General features: G+C 70.8%; 22 protein-coding genes and 1 pseudogene. 7 read left to right on the top strand and 16 right to left on the bottom strand.

Translation table 11 applies throughout. The features are described from left to right. Nucleotides 1–55 precede the first annotated feature (55 nt). The 10 genes and pseudogenes from rpmA to ACIOWN_RS00070 all read right to left on the bottom strand — a co-directional run bounded on the left by rpmA (nt 56) and on the right by ACIOWN_RS00070 (nt 11,150). A complete protein-coding gene (gene rpmA, locus ACIOWN_RS00115; RefSeq protein WP_030051735.1) occupies nt 56–310 on the bottom strand; it encodes a 50S ribosomal protein L27 in 255 nt (84 codons plus the stop codon). Between the two features lie 14 nt (nt 311–324). Then, entirely contained in the window at nt 325–645 is a 321-nt protein-coding gene (rplU, locus tag ACIOWN_RS00110; RefSeq protein WP_030653874.1) for a 50S ribosomal protein L21, read from the bottom strand. A 189-nt stretch (nt 646–834) separates the two neighbouring features. Next, entirely contained in the window at nt 835–1,428 is a 594-nt protein-coding gene (rfbC, locus tag ACIOWN_RS00105) for a dTDP-4-dehydrorhamnose 3,5-epimerase (protein ID WP_362356639.1), read from the bottom strand. Continuing rightward, on the bottom strand, nt 1,428–2,381 hold the full coding sequence (gene rfbD / locus ACIOWN_RS00100) for a dTDP-4-dehydrorhamnose reductase (RefSeq protein ID WP_362356637.1): 954 nt from the start codon (nt 2,379–2,381) through the stop codon (nt 1,428–1,430). Before rfbD ends, rfbC begins: the two co-directional genes overlap by 1 nt. A gap of 97 nt (nt 2,382–2,478) precedes the next feature. Next, a complete protein-coding gene (rfbB, locus tag ACIOWN_RS00095) occupies nt 2,479–3,468 on the bottom strand; it encodes a dTDP-glucose 4,6-dehydratase (protein WP_362356635.1) in 990 nt (329 codons plus the stop codon). Then, nucleotides 3,465–3,833: pseudogene (locus tag ACIOWN_RS00090) on the bottom strand (hypothetical protein); the annotation flags it as partial. The gene rfbB and the pseudogene ACIOWN_RS00090, both read right to left, overlap by 4 nt. A 234-nt stretch (nt 3,834–4,067) precedes the next feature. Next, a complete protein-coding gene (locus ACIOWN_RS00085; RefSeq protein ID WP_401979452.1) occupies nt 4,068–8,444 on the bottom strand; it encodes an Rne/Rng family ribonuclease in 4,377 nt (1,458 codons plus the stop codon). 277 nt (nt 8,445–8,721) lie between these two features. Beyond that, a complete protein-coding gene (locus ACIOWN_RS00080; RefSeq protein WP_362356631.1) occupies nt 8,722–9,507 on the bottom strand; it encodes a TIGR03936 family radical SAM-associated protein in 786 nt (261 codons plus the stop codon). Between the two features lie 236 nt (nt 9,508–9,743). Then, on the bottom strand, nt 9,744–10,430 hold the full coding sequence (locus tag ACIOWN_RS00075; protein WP_362356629.1) for an SDR family oxidoreductase: 687 nt from the start codon (nt 10,428–10,430) through the stop codon (nt 9,744–9,746). 273 nt (nt 10,431–10,703) lie between these two features. Next, the gene (locus ACIOWN_RS00070; RefSeq protein ID WP_362356627.1) at nt 10,704–11,150 is read right to left on the bottom strand and encodes an ArsI/CadI family heavy metal resistance metalloenzyme; all 447 of its coding nucleotides are present in this window, start codon (nt 11,148–11,150) and stop codon (nt 10,704–10,706) included. A 79-nt stretch (nt 11,151–11,229) separates the two neighbouring features. On the opposite strand from ACIOWN_RS00070, the gene ACIOWN_RS00065 reads away from it, so the two are divergent. From ACIOWN_RS00065 to ACIOWN_RS00050, 4 genes are read left to right on the top strand one after another with little or no spacing between them, the layout of a single operon-like run. After that, the gene (locus ACIOWN_RS00065) at nt 11,230–11,610 is read left to right on the top strand and encodes a metalloregulator ArsR/SmtB family transcription factor (protein WP_362356625.1); all 381 of its coding nucleotides are present in this window, start codon (nt 11,230–11,232) and stop codon (nt 11,608–11,610) included. Further along, the gene (locus ACIOWN_RS00060) at nt 11,607–12,350 is read left to right on the top strand and encodes an aquaporin (RefSeq protein WP_362356623.1); all 744 of its coding nucleotides are present in this window, start codon (nt 11,607–11,609) and stop codon (nt 12,348–12,350) included. Before ACIOWN_RS00065 ends, ACIOWN_RS00060 begins: the two co-directional genes overlap by 4 nt. A gap of 30 nt (nt 12,351–12,380) precedes the next feature. Continuing rightward, entirely contained in the window at nt 12,381–12,803 is a 423-nt protein-coding gene (locus tag ACIOWN_RS00055) for an arsenate reductase ArsC (protein WP_401979444.1), read from the top strand. 29 nt (nt 12,804–12,832) lie between these two features. Further along, the gene (locus tag ACIOWN_RS00050) at nt 12,833–13,306 is read left to right on the top strand and encodes an N-acetyltransferase family protein (RefSeq protein WP_362356647.1); all 474 of its coding nucleotides are present in this window, start codon (nt 12,833–12,835) and stop codon (nt 13,304–13,306) included. A gap of 117 nt (nt 13,307–13,423) precedes the next feature. Here the strand turns inward: ACIOWN_RS00050 and ACIOWN_RS00045 are convergent, their stop codons facing one another. Beyond that, nucleotides 13,424–15,406, bottom strand: a complete 1,983-nt coding sequence (locus ACIOWN_RS00045; protein ID WP_401979442.1) for a heavy metal translocating P-type ATPase — start codon at nt 15,404–15,406, stop codon at nt 13,424–13,426. A 110-nt stretch (nt 15,407–15,516) separates the two neighbouring features. Between ACIOWN_RS00045 and ACIOWN_RS00040 the strand changes: the two genes are divergently transcribed. Further along, the gene (locus ACIOWN_RS00040) at nt 15,517–15,921 is read left to right on the top strand and encodes a metalloregulator ArsR/SmtB family transcription factor (protein WP_362356617.1); all 405 of its coding nucleotides are present in this window, start codon (nt 15,517–15,519) and stop codon (nt 15,919–15,921) included. Between the two features lie 289 nt (nt 15,922–16,210). Next, entirely contained in the window at nt 16,211–17,824 is a 1,614-nt protein-coding gene (locus ACIOWN_RS00035) for a recombinase family protein (RefSeq protein WP_401979439.1), read from the top strand. A 220-nt stretch (nt 17,825–18,044) separates the two neighbouring features. On the opposite strand, the gene ACIOWN_RS00030 is transcribed toward ACIOWN_RS00035, so the two are convergent. The 4 genes from ACIOWN_RS00030 to ACIOWN_RS00015 form a co-directional block, all read right to left on the bottom strand. Beyond that, the gene (locus ACIOWN_RS00030) at nt 18,045–19,403 is read right to left on the bottom strand and encodes a replication initiator (protein ID WP_401980205.1); all 1,359 of its coding nucleotides are present in this window, start codon (nt 19,401–19,403) and stop codon (nt 18,045–18,047) included. 302 nt (nt 19,404–19,705) lie between these two features. Further along, nucleotides 19,706–19,903, bottom strand: a complete 198-nt coding sequence (locus tag ACIOWN_RS00025) for a hypothetical protein (RefSeq protein WP_383731653.1) — start codon at nt 19,901–19,903, stop codon at nt 19,706–19,708. Then, nucleotides 19,900–21,201, bottom strand: a complete 1,302-nt coding sequence (locus ACIOWN_RS00020) for an FtsK/SpoIIIE domain-containing protein (RefSeq protein WP_401979436.1) — start codon at nt 21,199–21,201, stop codon at nt 19,900–19,902. Before ACIOWN_RS00020 ends, ACIOWN_RS00025 begins: the two co-directional genes overlap by 4 nt. Next, nucleotides 21,201–21,551: a hypothetical protein gene (locus ACIOWN_RS00015; protein WP_401459182.1), complete on the bottom strand. Its 351-nt coding sequence runs from the start codon at nt 21,549–21,551 to the stop codon at nt 21,201–21,203. The genes ACIOWN_RS00020 and ACIOWN_RS00015 overlap by 1 nt, the downstream gene beginning before the upstream one ends. A gap of 164 nt (nt 21,552–21,715) precedes the next feature. On the opposite strand from ACIOWN_RS00015, the gene ACIOWN_RS00010 reads away from it, so the two are divergent. Next, nucleotides 21,716–22,495 (top strand): GntR family transcriptional regulator, encoded by a 780-nt coding sequence (locus ACIOWN_RS00010; RefSeq protein ID WP_401979433.1) that lies wholly within the window; start codon nt 21,716–21,718, stop codon nt 22,493–22,495. Nucleotides 22,496–22,902: 407 nt separating this feature from the next. Here ACIOWN_RS00010 and ACIOWN_RS00005 read toward each other — a convergent pair whose 3' ends face one another. After that, complete coding sequence (locus tag ACIOWN_RS00005) at nt 22,903–23,202, bottom strand: hypothetical protein (protein ID WP_401979430.1); 300 nt, start codon at nt 23,200–23,202, stop codon at nt 22,903–22,905. Nucleotides 23,203–23,424 lie beyond the last annotated feature (222 nt).

Raw genomic sequence — 23,424 nt, 5'->3', positions numbered from 1 at the left:
AGGCGGACCCGCCTTCCCGCCGGGGAAGTGAGGTCCGCCTCGCGAAAGCTTCCGATCAGGCGACCGGAACGATGTTCACGACCTTGCGGCCACGGCTGGTGCCGAACTCCACCGCACCGGCCTGCAGCGCGAACAGCGTGTCGTCGCCGCCGCGGCCGACACCGGCGCCCGGGTGGAAGTGGGTGCCGCGCTGGCGGACCAGGATCTCACCCGCGTTGACGACCTGACCGCCGAAGCGCTTCACGCCGAGCCGCTGGGCATTGGAGTCGCGACCGTTCCGGGTGGACGATGCGCCCTTCTTGTGTGCCATGTCTCCTCAGTCCCTTACTTCGCAGCCGCGGGGATCGACGTGACCTTGATCGCCGTGTACTGCTGGCGGTGGCCCTGCCGACGACGGTAGCCGGTCTTGTTCTTGTAGCGCAGAATGTCGATCTTCTGGCCCTTGTGGTGGTCCACGACCTCGGCCTGGACCTTGATGCCGGCCAGCACCCACGGGTCGCTGGTCACGGAGTCGCCGTCGACGACGAGCAGGGTCGAAAGCTCGACCGTGTCGCCAACCTTGGCGGTGGAAATCTTGTCAACCTCAACGATGTCGCCGACAGCAACCTTGTGCTGGCGACCACCGCTGCGCACGATGGCGTACACGCGGATCTCACTCTCTCGCTCGGGACGGCACCCCCGCAGGCCAGCCAACCGGCACAGCGGACGACCTCTCCCAGTCACGGCCTGTGTCCGGGAGGATGAGGTTTACGGGGATGTGGCAGGCACAGAGGCCACGCCGACGGTCAAGGTTACGGTGCCTCCACCGGCCGGTCAAACCGGGCCGGGGACGGCTCAGCCGCCGAGGCTCTCCCGGTGGGCCACGCACTCCTCGTAGGAGGGCAGCAGGCCGTGCTCCCGGGCCTGGGCCAGGGTGGGCGCCCGGTCGTCCTTGCCGGAGAGCAGTGGGGTGATGTCCGCGGGCCAGCCGATGCCGAGGGCCGGGTCCAGCGGGTGGACGCCGTGCTCCCGCTCGGGGGCGTAGCCCTCGGAGCAGAGGTAGATGACGGTGGCGTCCTCGGTGAGTGCCATGAAGCCGTGGCCGAGGCCCTCGGAGAGGTGGACCGCGTGGTGGTCGCGGTCGTCGAGGCGCACCGCCTCCCACTGGCCGAAGGTGGGCGAGCCGGTCCGGATGTCCACGATCACGTCGAGGACCGCGCCGCGCACGCACTTGACGTACTTGGCCTGGCCGGGCGGCACGTCCGCGAAGTGGATTCCGCGCAGGGTGCCACGGCTGGAGACCGACATGTTGGCCTGGGCCAGGGTGAGCGGATGGCCGGCGGCCTCGGTGAAGAGGGGCGCCTTGAACCACTCGTGGAAGCTGCCCCGGCTGTCGGGGAAGACCTTCGGCTCGTGCACCCAGGCGCCGGAAATCGAAAGGGGTCGCATCACACAGTCCTCGGTTCTTGCCTCGGCTCTGCTTCTGTCGGTCCGTCGGGGCTCGCCCGGTGGATCTCTGGGAAAGCCCGGGTGAGCGCCGCGCGCCAGTCGCGCAGCGGCTCGACACCGGCCGGGCGGAGGCGGCCGTGGCCGAGGACGCTGTAGGCCGGGCGGGGGGCGGGGCGGGTGAACGCCTCGCTGGTCGTGGGGCGGACCCGGTCCGGGTCGGCCCCGAGCAGGCGGAAGATCTCGCGGGTGAAGCCGTACCAGGTGGTCTCGCCGGAGCTGGTGCCGTGGTAGACCCCGGCCGGGGCGGTGCCGGCCAGGGCTCCGCGCCCCAGGGCCAACAGCAGACCGGCCAGGTCGGCACTCCAGGTGGGCTGGCCGCGCTGGTCGTCCACGACGTCCAGCGTCTCGCGCTCGCCCGCCAGGCGGATCATGGTGCGGACGAAGTTGGGACCGCCGGCGCCGTACAGCCAGGCGGTGCGGATCACATAGCCGCGGTCCGGGAGGGTCTTCAGGACGGTCTGCTCACCGGCGAGCTTGGTACGCCCGTAGGCACTGCGCGGAGCGGTGGGGGCGTCCTCGGCGTACGGGGTGGTGGCGTCGCCGGCGAAGACGTAGTCGGTGGAGACGTGGAGCAGGACGGCGCCGGTACGGGCGCAGGCGGCGGCGAGGTGGGCCGGGCCGTCACCGTTGACGCGGAGCGCCTCGGCCTCGTGGGTCTCCGCGTCGTCCACGGCCGTCCAGGCCGCGCAGTTGACGACCACGGCGGGGCGGTGACGCTCCAGCTCCCGCCGCACGGCCGCGGGGTCGGTGAGGTCCAGGGCCGCGCGGTCCAGCGCGACGGACCGCTCGCCCTCGGCGGCCAGCGCGGCCAGCACGTCCTGACCGAGCATGCCGCCCGCTCCGGTGACCAGCCAGCCGGCCGCGGCACTTGCCTCTTCGTGTGTCGGGTTCATGCCTCTTCTCGTCCTCGTGCGGGGTGGGGCGGCCCCACGCCGGCGCCCCCGGGCGCACCCGGAATGCCTGAACGGTCCCGGCGAGATGGGCGGCGCGTCAGTTCAGGGCCGCGCGCTCCTTCAGCGGCTCCCACCAGGCGCGGTTGTCGCGGTACCACCGCACCGTCTCGGCGAGGCCCGTGCGGAAGTCCTTGCGGGGCTCGTAGCCGAGTTCCTCGCGGATCTTCGTGCAGTCGACGGAGTAGCGGCGGTCGTGGCCCTTGCGGTCGTCGACGTACTCGACGCTGGTCTCCCAGTCGGCTCCGCACGCCTCGAGCAGCAGCGCCGTGAGCTCCTTGTTGGAGAGCTCCGTGCCGCCGCCGATGTTGTAGACCTCCCCCGCGCGGCCCTTGGTGCGGACCAGGTCGATGCCCTGGACGTGGTCGTCGATGTGCAGCCAGTCGCGGACGTTGCCGCCGTCGCCGTACAGCGGGACCTTCCTGCCGTCGAGAAGGTTGGTGACGAAGAGCGGAATGACCTTCTCGGGGAAGTGGTGGTGCCCGTAGTTGTTGGAGCAGCGGGTGACCCGGACGTCCAGGCCGTGGGTGCGGTGGTAGGACAGCGCGATCAGGTCGCTGGAGGCCTTCGCCGAGGAGTAGGGCGAGTTGGGCGCCAGCGGGTGGGTCTCGGGCCAGGAGCCCTCGTCGATCGAGCCGTAGACCTCGTCGGTGGAGATGTGCACGAAGGTCTTGATGCCGGCCCGGTGCGCCGCGTCGACGAGCGTGTGCGTGCCGACGACGTTCGTGCGGACGAACTCCGCGCCGCCGTCGATGGAGCGGTCGACATGCGACTCGGCGGCGAAGTGCACGACCTCGTCGTGCTCGGCCATCAGCTTGCCCACGAGTTCGGGGTCGCAGATGTCGCCCTGCACGAAGGCGAACCCCGGGTGCGCGCGCACCTCGTCGAGGTTGGCCGGGTTGCCCGCGTACGTCAGCTTGTCCAGGACGGTGATCGCGACATCACCGGGGCCCTGCGGACCGAGCAGCGTACGGACGTAGTGCGAGCCGATGAAGCCGGCGCCGCCGGTCACCAGGATCCTGGTCGTCATGAGGAGATCTGCACCTTGCTGTGATCACCGAGCAGGAGCCGGTGGCCGAGGGGTTCCGGGGTGCGGGCGTCACTTCGACGTCGCGCCCGATGAGCGAGGCCTCCACCCGGCGCACGCCGGTCACGGACGAACCTCGCAGCAGGATGGAGCACTCGATTTCGCTGCCGACGATCCGGCAGTCCCCGGAGACCGAGGTGAAGGGGCCGATGTACGCGTCGTCGACCACCGAGCCGGCACCTGTGATCGCGGGTCCGGCGATCCGGCTGCCGCTGACCGTGGCGCCCGCCTCTGTGCGCGATGGCGCGGACGGCCTCATGTATGGCCGGGGTGAACAGATAGACGCCGACGAGTGCCAGGTCGCTCTGCCGGGGACAGGTGCCCGACCCCCCGGAGAGCACGAGAGCCTTCACGTATTGCGCCCCCATACTGTGAATGGGTTGGGAACAGAATCCCCATATGTCCTTTTGGAGTCAGTGGCTCACACCTTAGCCCTTCCGGTCCGTCTTTCCTTCGCGCAACGAAGCAGCTGACGCACGACACACGAACGCGGGGCGGCGACGGACCGGTGGTCCGTCGCCGCCCCGCGCCGTGCGAGTCGGTCAGTCCTCCGTCGAGGCCGAGACGGACGGCGACGACTGCTCGGCCGCCGCGGTCTTCTTCGACGCGGCCTTCTTCGCGGCCGTGGCCGACTTGACGGTCTTCGCCGCCTTCTTGGCCGTGGCCTTCTTCGCGGCGGTCTTCTTGGCCGTCGTCTTCTTGGCCACCGCCTTCTTCGTGACGGCCTTCTTCGCCGTGGCCTTCTTGGCGACCTTGCGGGCCGTCTTCTTGGCCGGAACGGCCTCGTCGTCGGCGGCGGTCCCGGCCGGCTCGGTGTCGGCGGCGGCCTGTTCGGCGGCCTCGGCCGGCGCACCGGACTCGGTGGCGGCCTCCTCCACCGCGGCCGACGGGACGACCACGACGGCCGTGTCCTCGGGCGCGGTCGGCGCGGTGGCCTTGCGCACGGCACGGCGGCGCGGACGGGCCGGGGCGGCGGACTCGGCCGGAGCCTCCGGCTGCTCCGCCGGAACCTCGGCCGCGTCGGTGTCCCGCGACTCGGCGGACACCGCCGGGGCGGCCTCCGCCACCGTCACCACGGACGCCTCGGCACCCGTCGGGGACCCGGCCGGCGCCGACACCTTGCGGGTCGCGCGACGACGCGTACGGCCCTTCGGGGCGGCCTCCTCGGCCACGGCCGGGACCGTCGGATCCTCCACGGCCACGGGCTCGGCCTGAGCCTGCTCGGCCGGCTCCGGGACCACCGGGCGCGCGGCCTCCTCGGCCGCCGTGACGTCCTGCGCCGTGGGAACCCGAGCGCCACCGTCGGCGTGGGCCTTCGGGGCGCCCGCGGGCGCGGACACCCGCCGGCTCGCGCGGCGCCGCGTACGGCCACGGCTCGCCGCGGCCTCCGCCTCGGCGACGCTGCTGTACAGCTCCTCGTCCGGGGCCATCTCCAGCGTGGGCAGCGCGATGGGCTCGGCGGTCTCCGTCTCGGCCTCCGCCTCCTCCTCGGCGGTCGGGGCGACCGCCTCGACGGCCACGGCCTCGTGCTCGTGCGGCTGCTCGGCACCGGCGCGGGCGCGCTTGCGGCGCTTGCTCCCGCCGCCACCGGCGACGCTCGCCTGCTCCAGATGGACGATGACACCGCGGCCGTTGCAGTGCACGCAGGTCTCGGAGAAGGACTCGAGGAGGCCCTGGCCCACCCGCTTGCGGGTCATCTGCACCAGGCCCAGCGAGGTCACCTCGGCCACCTGGTGCTTCGTACGGTCGCGGCCCAGGCACTCCAGCAGGCGGCGCAGCACCAGGTCGCGGTTGGACTCCAGGACCATGTCGATGAAGTCGATCACGATGATGCCGCCGAGGTCGCGCAGCCGCAGCTGGCGCACGATCTCCTCGGCCGCCTCCAGGTTGTTCCTGGTGACCGTCTCCTCCAGGTTGCCGCCCTGGCCGGTGAACTTGCCGGTGTTGACGTCGATGACGACCATCGCCTCGGTCCGGTCGATCACCAGCGAACCGCCGCTGGGCAGCCAGACCTTGCGGTCCAGCGCCTTGGCGAGCTGCTCGTCGATCCGGTACGTGGCGAAGACGTCGACCTCGCTGGTCCAGCGCTGCAGACGCGGCGCGAGGTCCGGGGCGACGTGCGAGACGTAGCCGTGGATCGTCTCCCACGCCTCGTCACCGCTGACGATGACCTTGGAGAAGTCCTCGTTGAAGATGTCGCGCACGACCCGGACGGTCATGTCCGGCTCGCCGTACAGCAGAGACGGTGCGCTTGAACCGCCGCCCTTGGCCTTCTTCTTGATGTCCTCCCACTGCGCCTGGAGCCGCTCGACGTCGCGGCGCAGCTCGTCCTCGCTCGCGCCCTCGGCGGCGGTGCGCACGATGACGCCCGCATCCTCGGGGACGATCTTCTTGAGGATCGTCTTCAGCCGGGCCCGCTCGGTGTCGGGCAGCTTGCGGCTGATGCCGGTCATCGAGCCCTCGGGGACGTACACGAGGTAGCGGCCCGGGAGGGAGACCTGGCTGGTCAGGCGGGCGCCCTTGTGCCCGATGGGGTCCTTGGTGACCTGCACGAGGACGGACTGCCCGGACTTCAGCGCGGACTCGATACGGCGGGGGCCGTTGGCCATCCCGAGCGCCTCGAAGTTGACCTCGCCCGCGTACAGGACGGCGTTGCGGCCCTTGCCGATGTCGATGAAGGCGGCCTCCATCGAGGGCAGCACGTTCTGCACCTTGCCCAGGTAGACGTTGCCGACGTACGAGGTCGACTGCTCCTTGTTGACGTAGTGCTCGACGAGCACGCCGTCCTCCAGGACGCCGATCTGCGTACGGTCGCCGTGCTGCCGGACGGCCATCACGCGCTCGACGGCCTCACGGCGCGCCAGGAACTCGGCCTCGGTGATGATCGGCACCCGGCGGCGGCCCTGCTCGCGGCCCTCGCGGCGGCGCTGCTTCTTGGCCTCCAGACGGGTCGAGCCCTTGATGGACTGCACCTCGTCGGACGGCTCGGCCGCCTTGCGGGGCTCGCGCACCTTGACCACGGTGCGCTCGGGGTCGTCGGCGGACGGCTCGCCCTCCCCGGCGCCGTCACCGGCCCGGCGGCGGCGACGGCGGCGACGGCGGCTGCTGCTGGAGCCACCGCCTCCCTGCCGGCCCTCGTCCTCATCGCCCGAGTCCTCGGCGCCGGCCGCGTCCTCGTCGTCCTCGTCGAGCTCCTCGGCGGTGTCCTCGGCGTCCTGTGCGGCCTGCTCGGCGGCGAGCTCGTCGCTCTCCTCCGCGTCCTCGCCGGCCTCGGCGGACTCGCCCCGGCGACGACGGCGGCCACCGCGGCGGCGGCGTCGGCGGGAACCGGACTCCTCGCCGTCCTCGCCCTCGGCGGCTTCCTCGGCCGACTCGGCGAACTCCTCTGTGTCCTCGGCGGACTCGGCGGTCTCGGCGGACACGGCGGACCCGTCCGCGGGCACGGCCGTCCGGGTCTCGGACTCCTCACCACCGGAGCCCCTGCGACGACGACGGCGGCGCGAGCCCTGGTCGGAGTGCTCGGCCTGCTCGACCGGCTCGTCCTGCTCCTCCGGGAGCTCCTCGCTCTCCGCGGCCTCGGCCGCCGCCGCGGCGGCGGCACGCTCCGGGGTCTGGAACATCGGCTGGGTGAAGACGGGCGCCTGGAACACGGCGACAGCGGGCCGCGCGGGCCTGCGCGTCGACTCGCCGTCACCGGCGGTGGACTCGGCGGCGGGCTCGGAGAACCCGGTCGCGGCACGCCGGACGACCCGACGACGGCTCCGCCGCGTCCCGGACTCCTCGGCGGCGGGAGCCGTGTCGGAGGGGGCCTCGTCCTCGTGGGGCGCCTCGGCGGGCTGGGCCGCGGGGGCTTCCGCGGCGGGAGCCTCGGCGGCGGGCTGAGCGGCGGGCTCGGAAACGCGACGCGTGGCACGCCGACGAGTACGCCGCGGAGCCGCGTCCTCCGCGACCTCGGCGGCGGGCTCACGCTCGGCGGCCTCGGCGGCGGGGGTGGCTTCGGCGGGGGCCTCGGTCTCGCCGGGAACCTCGGCGGGCTGGGCCGCGGGGGCCTCGCTGACGGCGGCGGTCTGAGCGGCGGGCTCGGAGACACGGCGCGTGGCACGCCGACGGGTACGCCGCGGAGCCGCGTCCTCCGTGGCCTCGGCGGCCTGCGGCGCCGTCTCCTCGGCCGAGCCGGAGCTTCCGGACTCAGCCGTGGCCGCGACGGCCGTGACCTCGGGAGCGGAACTCACCGCGGGGATCTCGGCGGCCTCGGCCGGCGCGGGGGCACCGGCGGGCGCGGACGCGCGCCGGGTGGCGCGGCGACGCGTACGAGCGGCGGGGGCGGGCGCCTCCGCCGAATCGGCGACAGCCTCGGAACTCTCGGCGGCCGTTGCGGGGGCGGCGGTCTCGACCGCCTCCGTGGACGCGGCGGGCGTGGACACGCTGCGCGTGGCACGCCGGCGGGTACGCCGCGGAGCGGCGGCCTCGCCGGCCTCCACGGACCCGGCGGGCGTCTCGACGGCACCGGACTCGGTGGCCGGCGTCTCGGCGACGGCCGCCGGAACGACGGTCTCGGCCGCGGCCTCGCCCTCCGTGGCCTTGGGCGTCCCGGCGGGCGCGGAGGCACGACGGCGCGTACGGCGCGCGGGCGCCGCCTCTTCGGCCGCTTCCTCCGTCTCCTCGCCAGTGACCGGGGCCGCGGCCTCGGCGGCCTCCTCGGTCCCGGGACTCTCCTGCTCCTCCACCTGCTCCGCGAGTTCCGCGGACGCGGCGGCCGGTACGGCCGGAGCGGTGATCTCGGCCGCGGCCTCGAAGGACGCGGCGGCGGGCGGACCCGCCGGGCGGGACGCGGCACGGCGCCGACGACGCGGCGGCAGGGTGTCGCTGGGAGTGTTCAGTTCTTCGGAACCCTCGATGGGTTCGGTCGGTTCGAGCATGCGGGCGTATCTCCCGTCAGGCCCCCGGGCGCCGCGCCCGGTCCGGCGCCGATCACGTCGATCGGCACCGTTGACGTCCGCGGCCGCGCGGTGCGCGTCGGCCGCCGTCCGGGGCGCATGCGCCGCACGGGAGCTCTCTGTGTCCTGTCTCGCCGGTTCCGTACGCCTTGTTGTGCACGGCCTGGCGAAAGTCTTCTGGTCGGTGCGCTGCCCGACCCAGGTGGCTCCCGAGTACGAGGGCGGCGCTTTCGACGTCCGTCCCGGTGCGGAACCGTCCCTACGCGGGCGCCTTCGCGGCGGCAGGAACGGCGGCCCCCACTGAATCGGCCGGGGCGGCCAGGTCTGCCTCGCGGTCGGGCGCGAGCGGGTCGGTCACCGTGCCGGTCTCTTCATCGAGCAGCCCCTGCGCCAGCCTGGTCACCGCAGCGGGGACCGGCGGCGCCAGGTCGGCCACGGCGCGGAGACCGGACAGGACGTCGTCGGGTCGTACGGCAGGCGTCACGTGCCGAACAACCAGCCGCAGTATCGCACAAGGCTGGCCGGTCGGCCCATCAGCCGCCGAACCGTGCGTTTCCATACTCTGCAGGTCCACCACGGCGGACCGGGTGTCGAAGGTGCGCATGCCGTTCTTGGCCAGGCGCTGCACTTCCACGGTCTCGGCCCCGTTGAAGGCCGCGACCGCGTTCTCGGCCTCGGCCGGGTCCACGCCGTCCAGCCGCAGCTCCCACACGGAAGCGGTCAGCCGGTCGGCGAGCCCCGACGTACGGGCCTCGACCGCCTCGACGACATCCAGCCCGGCGGGCAAGGACTCGTCGAGAAGCTCACGCAGACGCTCCGGGTCGCGGGGCGCGGTGAGCGCGATCTCCAGGTACTCCGCCTCACTGCCCGTGCCGGTGGGTGCGGCATTGGCATAGGAGACCTTCGGGTGCGGCGTGAACCCCGCCGAGTACGCCATCGGCACCTCGGCACGGCGCAGCGCACGCTCGAAGGCGCGCTGGAAGTCACGGTGGCTGGTGAACCGGAGGCGGCCTCGCTTGGTGTAGCGCAGTCGGATGCGCTGCACCGCGGGTGCGGGCGGTGGGCCTTCGGGCTGTCGCTTGCCCAGTGGAACTTCTCCTCGTGTACGGCGGGCGGTCCGTGGCGCCGACCCTCGTCGTGGAGAGCGTCCGGTCCGGCACCTCTCCGGTGCCGTCCCGTCCGGATCACCCCCGCCTCGGCGGGGAGACTTCGCGCCCGGTCCTTCCCTCTAGAGTACGCGTTTCGGCCACGTCGGGTTCCCGGCGGCGGTGGATGCCGATCTCACTGATCCAGCGGTTGCGCCAGGGCGTGCTTGATCTGCCTGGTCCGCTCGTCGGCGAGGACCTCGACCCGGTCGTTCGCCAGGGCGTCCATGGTCTGCTCCGCCACGTCCGCCGCGCTGATCTTCGGTGCGTCCGTGAAGGAGCTGAGATCCGTCTCCACGAAACCGGCGTGGACGCCGATCACCAGCGTTCCCTGCTCGCGCAGGCCTTCCCGGAGCGCGCCCGTCAACGACCACTGGGCCGCCTTGGAGGCCGCGTATCCGGGATACTCCGGCCGGGAGATCCAGGAGGCAGCCGACAGCATGTTCACCAGCGCGCCGCCGCCGTTGCGCGCCAGGACCGGGGCAAAGGCACGGGAAACGGCCCAGGTGCCGAAGTAGTTGATCTCCATCGCCTCGCGCGCACCGTCGAAGGAGCCCGTCAGCAGCTTGGTCCCGAACCCTCCGACGCCCGCGTTGTTGACGACGATGCTGACGTCACCGGCGGCCTCGGCCGCCGCGGCGACCTCCTCCGGCTCGGTGACGTCCAGACGCAACGCGGAGAGCTGCTCGTCACCGACGCTCGCCGGATCGCGGACACCGGCGTAGACCTTGGCGGCTCCCCGCTCGATCAGTGCGCGAGCGAATGCGTGACCGATGCCACGATTGGCCCCTGTCACCAGGGCAATCGATCCTTCGATCTCCATCGCGCCTCCTTCCCGCGGCCGCCCGCCGAGCACGGCAGGCACCCCGGCCCGGACCGCTTCGCGGCACGCCCATGCCCCCCGACCAGCCTGCACCGGATACCTCAACGACGCATTCGAGGGGGCGCGCTGCCGGACGAGACCCGCGACCTCGTCCGTGAACTGGACGAAGGCGCCGAAGGACGCGCAAACGGAGCCGGTGGCGGCTGCGAACGTCTAGTGCTGTGACCACACAGGTGCGACGGTGACGACGCCCATCGTCCACCTGAGCGCTTCTCAGGCCACCGGTTCGGTGGTCCGGGTGGTGCAGCAGCCGTCGCCGGTCGCGTTGGGGGCGGCGCTCTTGCCGAGGGTGTCGGCGTCGGACTTGACGACGTAGACCTCCCAGGGCTCCTTGCCGGGGCCGTGCACCCAGACCTTGTCCTGGAGGGCGTAGCAGCAGGAAGTGTCGTTCTCCTCGAAGACGGCCAGGCCGGCGTCCTTGAGCCGGGTGGTGGCGGCGTCGACCTGGTCGGTGGACTCGACCTCGACGCCGAGGTGGTCGAGGCGGGTCTCCTTGCCGGGCTCGCCCTCGATAAGGACGAGCTTGAGCGGGGGCTCGGCGATGGCGAAGTTGGCGTAGCCCTCGCGTCGCTTGGCCGGTTCGGTGCCGAACAGTTTCGAGTAGAAGGTGATCGACGCCTCCAGGTCGCTGACACGAAGAGCGAGCTGAGCACGGGACATGGCAGGGCTCCCATCGGCTTGCATTGATGTCTGTCGATGCCAGATTGCGACTTGGATCGAAGACTGTCAACATAGGCGCATGTCGAATCAGGAGCTTGTGGTGCTCGGAGAGAGCGACGAGAACGGCGCGTGCTGCCCCGGGCTGGTGACCGCTCCCCTGGACGAGGACCAGGCGGCGGAGCTGGCGAAGCCGTTCAAGGCGCTGGGCGACCCGGTACGCCTGCGCCTGCTGTCGATGATCGCCTCACGGGCGGGCGGTGAGGTCTGCGTCTGTGACCTGACCCCGGCTTTCGACCTGTCCCAGCCGACGATCTCGCATCACCTCAAGCTGCTGCGGCAGGCCGGTCTGATCGACTGCGAGCGTCGCGGCACGTGGGTCTACTACTGGGCGCTGCCCGCCACCCTCGACCGGCTCGCCGCCTTCCTGAAGACATCGCAGACGGCCGAGTCAACCGCGTGAGCGCCCCGCTGGTCCGCCGGGCCGCCGCCGAAGCTCTGGGGTCGGCCGCCCTGGTCGCGGTGGTGGTCGGCTCCGGCATCCAGGCCACCGAGCTGACCAGGGATGCCGGCGTGCAACTGCTGGCCGACTCGCTGGCCACGGTCTTCGGCCTTGGCGTGCTCATCGCGCTTCTGGGGCCGGTCTCCGGCGCACACTTCAACCCCGTCGTCACCCTCGCCGCCTGGCTCACCGGCCGCCGCAGCGAGGATGCGCTGACCACGCGGGACGTCGCCGCCTACATCCCGGCCCAGATCATGGGAGCCGTCGCCGGTGCCGTCGTGGCCGACGCCATGTTCGGCAAACCGCTCGTCCAGTGGTCCACCCATGACCGCTCCGCCGGTCACCTGTGGCTGGGCGAGGTGGTCGCGACCGCCGGACTCGTCCTGCTGATCTTCGGCTTGGCCCGCTCCGGCCGTGCCCACTACGGCCCGGTGGCCGTGGCGTCGTACATCGGAGCGGCGTACTGGTTCACGTCCTCCACCTCGTTCGCGAACCCGGCGGTCACCATCGGCCGGGCCTTCACCGACACCTTCGCCGGCATCGCCCCCGGCTCGCTGGGCCCCTTCATCGTGGCCCAACTGGTGGGTGCAGCACTGGGGCTGGGGCTGGTGCTTGCGGTCTTCGGACGCCCAGCACCCGCACGGACCGCAGCCGTCCCTCTCCCGGGCGAACCCGAACTCGCCGCTCCCGAACTCCCCTGACCGGCCTCCGCCCAGAAAGACACACCGGCCATGAACACCTCCGCTGAACGTCCCTCCGTGCTGTTCGTCTGCGTCCACAACGCCGGGCGCTCCCAAATGGCCGCAGCGTTCCTCACCCACCTCGCGGGCGACCGCGTACAGGTCCGCTCCGCCGGGTCCGCGCCCGCCGACACGGTCAACCCGGCCGTCGTCGAAGCGATGTCGGAGGCAGGCATCGACATCTCCGCCGAGGTGCCCAAGGTGCTCACGGTCGAAGCCGTCCAGGCCTCCGACGTGGTCATCACCATGGGCTGCGGCGACGCCTGCCCCGTCTTCCCCGGCAAGCGCTACCTCGACTGGGAGCTCACCGACCCGGCCGGTCAGGGCGTCGACGCCGTCCGCCCCATCCGCGACGAGATCGAGAAGCGCATCCGCGGCCTGCTCGACGAGATCGCCCCGACGAGCCAAGCGTGAGTGCCGCGACCGGAGTTCGCGTCGTGGCCATGGGCCCCGAGCACGCCGACGAGGTTCTGAGGATCTACCGACTCGGCATCGACGAGGGCAACGCCACCTTCGAGACCGCCGCGCCCACCTGGGAACGATTCAACGCCACCAAGCTGTCCGACCACCGGCACGTCGCCGTGGACCAGGGCGGCAAGGTGCTGGGCTGGGTTGCGGCGGTGCCGGTGTCCGACCGGTGCGTCTATGCCGGCGTGGTCGAACACTCGGTGTACGTCCACCCCGACGCCCGCAGCCGAGGAGTCGGCACGGCGTTGCTGAACGCGTTGATCGCCTCGACCGAAGCAGCGGGCATCTGGACCATCCAGTCGGGCATCTTCCCCGAGAACACCAGCAGCCTCGCCCTGCACCGGAGGGCGGGCTTCCGCATCATCGGCACGCGCGAACGCATCGGCCGGCATCACGGCGTATGGCGCGACGTCGTGCTCATCGAACGCCGCAGCCCTGCGGTCGCGTAGAGCGCCCACCACGCCGTCGCACGCCGCCAGACACCTGCGAGCCTCGCGACGGAGGGCGCCTCCCCTGGCCGGTCACGCGCACGGCGGCAGGAGGGGCGGGGTGGTGTTCCGCGGTCGTCACTGCCGCTGGTCCCCCGTCAGCCGGGCCCGCTTCCAGGCGGCATCAGCCAGCAGACGCAGGCCGTTGAGGCCGACGATGACGGTGGAGCCTTCGTGTCCTGCGACACCGAGCGGGAGGGGCAGGGTGCCGACCAGGTCCCAGATGACCAGGCCGGTGATGAACGTTGCGGCGATGATCAGGTTCTGCACGACCAGGAGGCGTGCCCGGCGGGAGAGGCGTACGACGGCGGGGATGGTGGCCAGCTCATCGCGCACCACGACCGCGTCAGCGGTCTCCAGGGCGAGGTCCGAGCCGGCTCGCCCCATGGCAACGCCGGTGTGGGCCGCAGCGAGCGCCGGCGCGTCATTCACGCCGTCGCCGACCACGAGCACCTTTCGGCCTTCCCGTTCCATCTCCTGCACGGCAGTGACCTTGCCCTGTGGGAGGAGACCTGCGCGGACATCGGTGATGCCGACCTCTGCGGCGAGCCGGGTCGCCGCACGGGGATTGTCACCGGTCACCAGCACTGCGGCTGTGCCGGTCAGCTCGCCCAGGGCGGCAACGGTGGCGGCAGCCTCCTCGCGCAGCCGATCCGCGATGCCAAGAACCCCCACCGGGGCGCCGTCGAGGGTGACCAGCACGGCGGTGCGGCCCTCCTGCTCCAGGCCGGCGGTCACGGCGATGACCGGGTGGCCGGTGTCGTCAGCCAAGACGCGGGTAGGACTGCCGACCGCGACGGTGCGGCCGTCCACCTTTGCGCTCACGCCGTCGCCAGGAGTGGATGCGAAGTCCTCCACCAGCGGGATGTCCAGGTTGCGGATGCGTGCGGCGTCCACGATCGCGCGGGCCAGCGGGTGCTCGCTGGGGTGCTCGGCCGCCGCCGCCAGCCGCAGAAGCTCCTGCTCACTCATGCCGGGACGGGCAAGCGGGCGGATGTCGGTGACGCGTGGAGTGCCCTCGGTCAGGGTGCCTGTCTTGTCCAGCGCCACCGCGTCCACCTGGCCGAGCCTCTCCATGACCACGGCCGACTTCACCAGCACACCGTGACGTCCGGCATTGGCGATCGCCGACAGCAGGGGCGGCATGGTGGCGAGGACCACGGCACACGGAGAGGCGACGATCATGAACGTCATCGCGCGGAGCAGCGTGGATCGCAGATCGGCGCCGAACAGCAGCGGCAGTACGAAAAGTGCCACTGTGGCCGCGACCATGCCGAGCGAGTAGCGCTGTTCGACCTTCTCGATGAAGAGCTGGGTCGGCGCCTTGGTCTCGGAGGCTTCCTCGACCATCGCCACGATCCGTGCGATCACCGAGTCGGACGGGTCCCGCTCGACCTTCACCCGCAACGCCCCGGTGCCGTTCAGGGTGCCGGCGAACACCTCGTCTCCAACTTCCTTGGCCACGGGCAGCGGTTCACCGGTGATGGTGGCCTGGTCGACCTCACTGGTTCCGTCCAGCACTCGCCCATCGGCACCGATCCGCTCACCGGGACGCACCAGGATCGTGTCACCCGCGTGCAGCTCCTCCGGGCGCACGCTCTCCTCGCCGCCGCCGTCCGTCAGACGCGAGGCGGTAGCGGGGGCGAGGTCGAGCAGACCGCGCACCGAATCCGCGGTGCGGGCGGTGGCGATCGCCTCCAGCGCGCCGGAGGTGGCGAAGATGACGATCAGCAGCGCCCCGTCCAGCACCTGCCCGATCGCCGCCGCTCCGAGCGCGGCAACGACCATGAGCAGATCCACGTCCAGGGTCCTGTCCTTCAGCGCCTGCAGACCGGCCCAGCCGGGCTCCCAGCCACCGGTGACGTAGACAGCCGCGAACAACGGCCCCCACGACCACGAAGGTGCCCCGGTCAGATTCAGTGGCAGGGCGACCAGGAACAGCACCAGGGCGGCCGCCGCCCACCGGGCCTCGGACAGCGCGAAGATCCGCGTGCGCCGCCGGGGTGCCACCGTCTCGCGGGAGGCTCCGGTCTCGGCCGGGCGGGTGAGAGTGGAGGACATGGGCGTGGGGTCCTTCGCAGATCGGGACGCGACAGGTCGACCCCACTACCGTAACAGGAATGAATGAATAGCCATTCATGCGTTCATGTGTGGTGCCGTAGCATGAGCACATGGGTCATGGAGCCGCACAGCCAGCCGGAAGCGTTCCCCGAGCACGTCTGGATGCCGCCAGTGCCGCCAAGGTCGCCACGACCCTCCAGGCCCTGGCCACTCCCTCAAGGCTGCTCATCCTGGCGCGGCTGCGCGAGGGTCCCCTGCCGGCGACCGAACTGGCGGCGGAAGTCGGCATGGAACAGTCCGCCTGCTCCCATCAACTCCGGCTGCTGCGGAACCTCGATCTCGTCGTCGGCACCCGTAAGGGCCGTTCGGTGGTGTACTCCCTCTACGACAACCACGTGGCCGAACTTCTCGACCAGGCCCTTTACCACGTCGAACACCTCCGCCTCGGTCTGAGCGACGCCCCGGCCATCACTGAGGCCCCGGAGACGGAGCCGGTGGCCGCTCCGAACGCCTAGACAGCGAGGCAGAGCACCCGAATCGCGACGAGCCCCTTCCCGGTACAGGGAAGGGGCTCGGCCGGCCGCGCGGACGCGCAGGAGAGCGGGACGGACACAGCGGCCACCTCGCCCTCACTCGCCCCCGCCGGCGCCCACCTCAGTGCGCGTGACCGCTCGAAGCCGGCGTCGGAGCCGCGTTCTTGACGGTCAGGGGCAGCAACTTCTTGCCGGTCGGGCCGATTTGGATGGATGTGTCCATCTGCGGGCATATGGACACAGGTGTAAAACCAGCTCTACGGTCGCATGCATGGGTACACGAACACGGAAGCGCACAGCAGCCGACCAGAGGCAGTACTCGGTCGAGGCCGAGTGGACTGACGCGGATCTCGCGCTCCTGGAGGAGTTGAAGCAGGCTGAGGCCCTACTCCCCGAGGATGCTCCTCGGGCTCTCTTATCCGTCCGCCTGTCTGTACTGACGGACGAAACCACGTCGCCGGTGCGGCAGGAGCTCGACCTTCGCATCCTGGCGAGGGAGCGAGGCTGCCGAGTCGTCGGCGTCGCTTCGGACCTGAACGTGTCGGCAACGAAGGTTCCGCCGTGGAAGAGGAAGGAACTCGGCGACTGGCTGAACAACCGCTCCCCCGAGTTCGATGAGCTCCTGTTCTGGAAGCTCGACCGCTTCGTACGCCGCCTCTCTGATCTCTCGACGATGATCGAGTGGAGCCTGAAGCGCGGGAAGAACCTGGTCTCGAAGAACGACAGCCTTGATCTCACGACGACCGCCGGGAAGATCATGGTCACGATCATCGGCGGCATCGCCGAGATCGAAGCGGCCAACACCTCTACCCGGGTCACGAGCCTGTGGGACTACGCGAAGACCCAGGAAGAGTGGATCATCGGCAAGCCGGCGTACGGCTACGTCACGGGTGAGGACGACGCAGGGAAGTTCGGTCTCGTCATCGACCCCGCGGCCCACAAGGCACTGCACTGGGCTCGTCGCATGGCGCTTCGAGGACGTTCCGCCCGGTTCATGGTGCGCTGCCTGAAGCGGTCCGGGCTCATGAGCCAGGGGCTCACCGTGGCGACGCTCCACCGCCGCCTCCGTAACCCTGCGCTTCTCGGCTACCGGGTGGAGGAGGACAAACAAGGAGGGCAACGGCGATCGAAAGCGATCCTCGGCAAGGATGGCAGGCCGATCAAGGTCGCTCCCCCGATCTTCACCGAGGAGGAGTTCGAGACCCTCGGCGCCGCTCTCGACAAGCGCAAGAAGAACCAGCCTCCGCGCCGTGTCGGCGGAGCGACTCAGTTCCTCGGCGTCCTCCTGTGCGCCGACTGCAAGACGAACATGACCGTGAAGATCACGAACAACAAGTTCGGGATCTATCACTACCTTCGGTGCCGCAACTGCAAGAGCGGCGGACTCGGCGCACCCGACCCCGACCAGGTCTACGAGCGGCTCGTGGAGGACGTGCTCAAGGTCCTCGGTGACTTCCCCGTACAGGTTCGCCAGTACGCCGAGGGCGCCGAGGCACGGCGGGAGATCAAGCGCCTTCAAGAGTCCATCGCTCTCTACATGAAGGAGCTCGAACCAGGGGGCCGGTACACGAAGACCCGGTTCACAAAGGAGCAGGCAGAGGCGACGCTCGACAAACTCATCGGGGAGTTGGAAGCCATCGACCCCGAGACGGCGAAGGACCGATGGGTCAACGTCCACGGCGGTAAGACCTTCCGCGAGCACTGGCAGGAAGGCGGCATGGAAGCCATGGCCGCAGACCTGTACCGAGTCGGCATCCGGTGCGAGGTCACCCGCACGAAGGTGCCGAAGGTGCGAGCCCCGAAGGTGCACCTCCGCCTACTGATCCCGAGGGACGTACGCGAGCGGCTCGTGATCCGGGAGGACGACTTCGCCGAAGCTTTCTGACACAGCACAGGCGACGGACCAGTGCAGCCGCCTTCCCGAGGCACACGGGGAGGCGGCTTCCCTTTTCACGAGAACCAAGACGCGGGGTCAAACGGCTCTTCAGTGCCGTCATCGTCAATGATCACGATCTCGCTCTCAATCAGGCTCATGGTCCTGTTGTTGGACGTCCGGGGCAGCGGCGAGCGCCCAGGCTGCTGAAGTTCGCGTTCGGGCAGGGCAGTTATCGACACCACTCCCCCTCTTGCCTTGCTTCCAGGCCGAGCCGTCGGGACTCAGCAAGGTCCTCGGCGATTCCGGCCGCGATGAGGGCAGCGCCGGGTGTGTGGCCCGAGCCGACGTAGCGCCATTGCCGCTCGGTGACCATGTCGGGCAGGTCCGCGTGGCCCAAGTGGTCGGCGCGCTCGGCGCGGAGTGCCGCGTACGTCGTCGAGTAAGCACGGGACTTGGTCAGGATGTGACCCCGGTAGCCGAGCGTGTGGGTCCAGTCCCGGAGGCGGAGGTGGGCGTACTCGGGAAGGCCGCCAAGACGCCAGCAGGTGCGCATGAGGATCCGAACGTGTTCGCTGACCGGTGCCGACTCGATGTCCGCCCAGGTGGTAACCGGGTGGTCGATGCCGGCGCCTGTCTCGCTCGCGCCCTTGGTGACGTACTTGGCCACGTATGCGGCGACCGCGTCATCGTCGGGTCCGCCGCTGTCGGCATGCAGGGGCCGGACGTCGACCTGGACGCCCCACCGCAAGGCCAGTTCGCCCACGGCCGGGCTGTAGGGGGTGCGGACCAGGACCCGCCGGGCGGAAGCACGTACGGCGTCGATGAGCAGGTCTGGAGTGCTCCAGGCGGGGGGTTCGTCGTTGGGTCCGTTCGGTCCGTCGAGGCGGACGACGGCGTGCACGTGGACAGCCGCCCGCTTCTGGTACTCGGCGACGCGGGCGAAGGACAGCCGGGCGTGGTAGGCGAAGTGGGACTGTACGAGGCCGACGGCGGAGGCGAGGCGCCGCCGGACGTCGATGACGAACCGGTCCCACAGTTTGGAGGCGTGTGCGTGCCACAGCACGTGGCCCGTGTAGTCGTAGCAGTCGAGGCAGAGGGGTTGGCCGACGACCGGCGCGTCCGAGGCGTGGGCGGCGCCGCAACCGAGGGGACGACGGTGTTCGCAGGTTCCGCCGTCGCGACGGGGGCGGCACAACTCCTCAGCCCGGTGCACGGGGCCGAAGGACGGGGCGGTGAGGGTGACGAAGAGGCGGGGGCGGTGGCGAACGGTAGCGGGGACGTTCTTGCCGCCGAGGAGGCCGGCGCGGACGAGGTGGTAGGTGTCTGCGGCGCGGAGGCGGGAGCAGGCCGGGCAGACGGTCGCGCGCCGGTTGCGGCAGCGGACGAGGAGCCGCTCACCGGGCTCGTTGAGGGTGTCGTAGTGGTGAAGGATCTCACCAGTCGCACCGTCGAGGATGCTGGTGGAGCCTGACAGGTAGACAGGGTGAGTGCAGCCGCCGGTGGCGGTGATCTGCTCCAGCCAGCGGGGGAACTTGGGGTCTTGGGCGAGGCGGATGGCGTCGCGGTCCGCTTCGGGGAGCTGACGCAGGCGCGCCGCGTGGTCGAGGGCGGCGCGCCGGTCAGCCGGGGTGATCTGCGGGGTGATGGTGGTGACCTTCCTGGGTGGGCCGCCGAAGCGGCACGGATGGTGGTTGGTGGCGCGCTCTCGTCCATGGGCCGAGCTCCTTACGGGTGTGGTCAGTCGCCGTGGTCGTCGGTCAGCGGATGGTTCCGGTGCCGCGGCAGACGCGGCAGCGCCGCTGTCGTCCGGTCCAGGTGCGGCGGGCTCCGTCGCCCTTGCACTGGGGGCACCTCACGCGAGGCATGGGCATGGTGGTGTGTCCTCTCTGCTCAGGTGTGGGAGAAGCCGCTGATGACCCAGGTGACGAGGCCATGCACGGTGTAGATCACGGGGGTCTGGCCGAGGTAGACGCCGAAGAGGCCGACGCAGACCGCTTCCCAGGCGCGGACGTCGCGGGAGCGGACGAGGAGGACGGTGATGATCCCGAAGATCACCGCGAACGTGAACGCCGTACCTTCGCCGATCACCTGTCGTCTCCTTTCAGCGCCTCAAGGGCGCGTGTCAGGCCGGGCAGTTCGGGCGTGGTCGCCGCGTACTTCCTCGCGGTCGCCACGGCCTCTTGCGTGGGGGTGAGGTGGGAGCGGGCGCGGCTCCAGCCGCCGTCCGGCCCTGTGCACACGGCCACGCCGCGTTCTTCCGCTGTGATCGACTGGGCGACGGCCACGGCGTCCTTGTTCAGGTCGCCGAGGGTCATCTCTGCGGTGCCGGGGTCGTTGACGCGGTGGCAGATCCGGCCACCGAGCTGAGCCCGCAGCGCCGTGACGCCGGGGCCGAGGTCGGAGCCGACGCGTTGGCCGGCGACGACCAGGTGCAGGCCGAGCGCGGCCCCGAGCTGGGCCAGGCGGAGCAGCAGCGTGGAGCACTGGTCTGCTTCCGCCTTGCTCTCGCGGGTGCCGTCGGACAGGTACAGTTCGGCGATCTCGTCGACGATCACGACGACCGGCACCGGCCGCAGCTTCTCCGGTAGTTCCCAGATCGAGCGGACACCGGCGGACCGGCAGGCGCTCATTCGGTCCTGCATGTCGACCACGAGCGCGGAGAGCACGGCGACCGCTTCCCTGCGGCAGGTCGCCAGCGCGCTGAGCCGTCCGGCGAACAGGCCCAGTTCCATGCCGCCCTTGCAGTCGATGCCGACCAGGGCTACGGGCTGAGTTGCCAACTGAGTGATGAGCCGGGCCAGCAGGGTGGACTTGCCCGAGCGGGTGGCCCCGGCGATGAGCCAGTGCGGCACGAGCCGCAAGTTCATCACCCACGCCCCACCGGACTCCAGTACGCCTATCAGCACGGAGAGGAGTTCGGCCGGAGCCGTGGCTAAGCCAGGCCGCTCCAATGGATCCGTGGCCGTCGCCGTCAGCAGGACGAGCCCGCGTTCCGGCGAGGTGACCCGAACGGCGTGCACCTTCCACGCGTGCACGAACGCGTCCGCCGCCTTCAGGTACGTCGCCGGGGTCTGGCCCGCGTGCAGGCGCACGATCACGGTCAGGCCCAGGCGGGTGGCGCGCGGGAAGGAGATGCGCGGAGCCACCGGCCGCAGCGGATCACCCTTGACCACCAGGTCCCCGAGCAGGCCGCGCGGCGGGCGGCGGGAGACGGCGAGGTCGTTGAGCATGGCGACCTTGCGCCAGGTGAACACCACCCGGCACGCGGCGGCCGGGTAGCCCACCAGGTACCAGTGCCAGGCCGGACGGTGCCGGCGCACCAGGTCACCGACCACCAGCACCCAGGCCAGCACGGCCAGGCCGAAGGCGAGGAGGATCGGCCTCATCAGGCGCCACCGCCCTTCCCAGGTGCCGCCGCCGGGCTGGGCACGGGCGTGATGGCGTCGGCACGGAAGCTGACGCCGTGCCGGTCGCCCATGGCCCACATGAACGCCGTCAGGCCGGTGACCTTGACGATCTGCCCTTCCTCGATGCCCTTCGGTTCACCGGTCACGGCGATCTCGATGACGGAGATCCGCCGCCGGTCCTGCCGCACGGTGACCGCAACGGTGTAGACGGGGTTGCCGTCCCGGTCCTTCTTCACCTCCTGTGTCTCGGGGTTGCTGATCTTCGCTTCCGGCGCGATGGCGCACCGCAGTACGCCCAGCCGCGCCGTGTCCACGGGAATGGACTGCATTTCTTTGGCCTCCCTGGCCAGTCAAGACGCCAGCGATGTACTGACGTCACTTGTCCTTACGAGTTACGACTATGGAGTCCTGTACGGCGAGGGTGCAACTACTTATGCTGACGAGTGATGTCGCGCGTGCGACGTGCCTACGACCCCGACCCGGAGAAGCCGAGATGACCGAGATCCAACGCCCCGGAGCCCTCTACCAGCAGGTGGCCGCCGCGATCAGGGAAGCGATCCTCACGGGCGAGTTCGCCCCCGACTCCCTGCTTCCGTCCGAGGCCCAGCTCATGGCCCGCTACGGCGTCTCCCGCCCCACGGTCCGCAACGCGATCGCCGCCCTGCGCGCGGAAGGGCTGATCGATGTCCGGCACGGCAAGGGCAGCTTCGTACGCTCCAGCGGACAGCCCGTCCTCACCCTCGAGCGACGCATCGGCCGCACCGCCGAGGGCAAGTTCGTCATGCCCAATGGCGACGTCTGGCAGGAGACCGAGGAGCCGAGCACCTACCGCACCCACACCGCCAAGGACACCAGCCGACTGCTTCAACTCGGCGAGGAAGAAGCACTGTTCGGCTGCGATCGACTGCTCACCGACCCAGGCACCGGGACGCGCGCCATGCACCGCACCCTGATCCCCTTCGAGATCGCCGAGGCTGTCCCGCTGCTCGGCAAGGAGCCGTGCAAGCCTCCGGCAGCGATCTACTGGGTACTCACCCAGGCCGGACACAAGCTGTCGTGGACCGAGACCGTACGCGCCCGCATGCCGCTGCCCGACGAGCGCGCCACGCTCCAGCTCCCCGACGCGACCCCGATCCTGCACATGGCCCGCGTCACCCACGGAACCGACGACCGCCCCCTGATCCTCGAAGAGCTGCGCATCGGCGCGGACCGTGCCGAACTCTCCTACCGGATCACCGCCGACAAACAGCCCGCCCGACGCGCCCGCGCCTGAGTAACCGGCATCGGTCGAAACCGCCTTCACTTCCTCAAGGGCGCGCCTGCGGCGCGCCGGGCCGCCCGGCCGCCCCGGCCGGGCGTGCGGCGTGGCCGCCGGTCCCGTCCGGTCGCCGGACGCCCCCCACCGCAGCCGGCCGGAGAAGTCGCAGCGTCGACCGGCCGTCGCAGGCAGGGGCGTGGAGGGCTGGGGGTCGCCGACCTCCGAGACTTTAGGCAGCTCCCATGGGGCGAGCCTCGAAGAACAGGGGGCCCATCGGGCACAACCGCGGGCAGGTCCAGTACCTGCCCGATTCGCCGGGCCAGCGTAAGGCCCCCTGTTCACTCGCCCCATGGCAGCTACTGCCCAAAGTCTCTCCAGCCAGCGACGTGCCCACATACCGCGCTCACCAGCGAAAGGGCCACTCATGCCGCACCGCCGCCACTGCCAGCGAGCTGCTCCAGGAGCCCGGCGAGCCGGTCCACGGTGTCCAACCTGCCCGCCAGGCGCACGAGCCCGCGCCCGTCCTCACCCGTCGAGGCGACCGCCCGCACGGCGGACAGCTCGAAGCCCGCGCCGAGGAGCGCCCGGTTCAGCCGGTCGGCACCCTCCCGAGCCTCCCGCCAGCCCCCCACGTAGTCGACCCCTGGCACCCACAGGCCGTGGTCGACGCCCATCACGTCATCGAGGCCATCGTTCAGCCAGCTCTCACCCGAGCCAGTCACCTTGCCCACCTCTGCCCTGATCTAGATAACGGATCATCAACTCTGTTTGTCCCAGGGCAGATACGCAGCACGACGGCCCCGGTACCATCAGGCACCGGGAACCGCCGTGTTCCCAGCCGGGCCACCCTGAAGCTTCCCCTTGATGTTGGACACCTGGAGACTGGGACGTGAGGTTCCAGAGGAAGTAGTGCCAGGTGGGAAGCAAGAGCAACCGCAGCAGGC

Origin of the sequence: Streptomyces sp. NPDC087787 (assembly GCF_044743035.1) — a bacterium.
In the GTDB taxonomy this organism is placed as follows: domain Bacteria; phylum Actinomycetota; class Actinomycetes; order Streptomycetales; family Streptomycetaceae; genus Streptomyces.
Note: the sequence above shows the minus strand (reverse complement) of the source record. Positions and strands in the feature narration are given on the sequence as shown.

Coding starts and splice junctions, on each gene's coding strand:
- rpmA (WP_030051735.1), bottom strand. CDS start 310: ATGGCACACAAGAAGGGCGCATCGTCCACCCGGAACGGTCGCGACTCC.
- rfbC (WP_362356639.1), bottom strand. CDS start 1,428: ATGCGACCCCTTTCGATTTCCGGCGCCTGGGTGCACGAGCCGAAGGTC.
- rfbD (WP_362356637.1), bottom strand. CDS start 2,381: ATGAACCCGACACACGAAGAGGCAAGTGCCGCGGCCGGCTGGCTGGTC.
- rfbB (WP_362356635.1), bottom strand. CDS start 3,468: ATGACGACCAGGATCCTGGTGACCGGCGGCGCCGGCTTCATCGGCTCG.
- ACIOWN_RS00085 (WP_401979452.1), bottom strand. CDS start 8,444: ATGCTCGAACCGACCGAACCCATCGAGGGTTCCGAAGAACTGAACACT.
- ACIOWN_RS00075 (WP_362356629.1), bottom strand. CDS start 10,430: ATGGAGATCGAAGGATCGATTGCCCTGGTGACAGGGGCCAATCGTGGC.
- ACIOWN_RS00070 (WP_362356627.1), bottom strand. CDS start 11,150: ATGTCCCGTGCTCAGCTCGCTCTTCGTGTCAGCGACCTGGAGGCGTCG.
- ACIOWN_RS00065 (WP_362356625.1), top strand. CDS start 11,230: ATGTCGAATCAGGAGCTTGTGGTGCTCGGAGAGAGCGACGAGAACGGC.
- ACIOWN_RS00055 (WP_401979444.1), top strand. CDS start 12,381: ATGAACACCTCCGCTGAACGTCCCTCCGTGCTGTTCGTCTGCGTCCAC.
- ACIOWN_RS00050 (WP_362356647.1), top strand. CDS start 12,833: ATGGGCCCCGAGCACGCCGACGAGGTTCTGAGGATCTACCGACTCGGC.
- ACIOWN_RS00045 (WP_401979442.1), bottom strand. CDS start 15,406: ATGTCCTCCACTCTCACCCGCCCGGCCGAGACCGGAGCCTCCCGCGAG.
- ACIOWN_RS00040 (WP_362356617.1), top strand. CDS start 15,517: ATGGGTCATGGAGCCGCACAGCCAGCCGGAAGCGTTCCCCGAGCACGT.
- ACIOWN_RS00035 (WP_401979439.1), top strand. CDS start 16,211: ATGGGTACACGAACACGGAAGCGCACAGCAGCCGACCAGAGGCAGTAC.
- ACIOWN_RS00020 (WP_401979436.1), bottom strand. CDS start 21,201: ATGAGGCCGATCCTCCTCGCCTTCGGCCTGGCCGTGCTGGCCTGGGTG.
- ACIOWN_RS00015 (WP_401459182.1), bottom strand. CDS start 21,551: ATGCAGTCCATTCCCGTGGACACGGCGCGGCTGGGCGTACTGCGGTGC.
- ACIOWN_RS00010 (WP_401979433.1), top strand. CDS start 21,716: ATGACCGAGATCCAACGCCCCGGAGCCCTCTACCAGCAGGTGGCCGCC.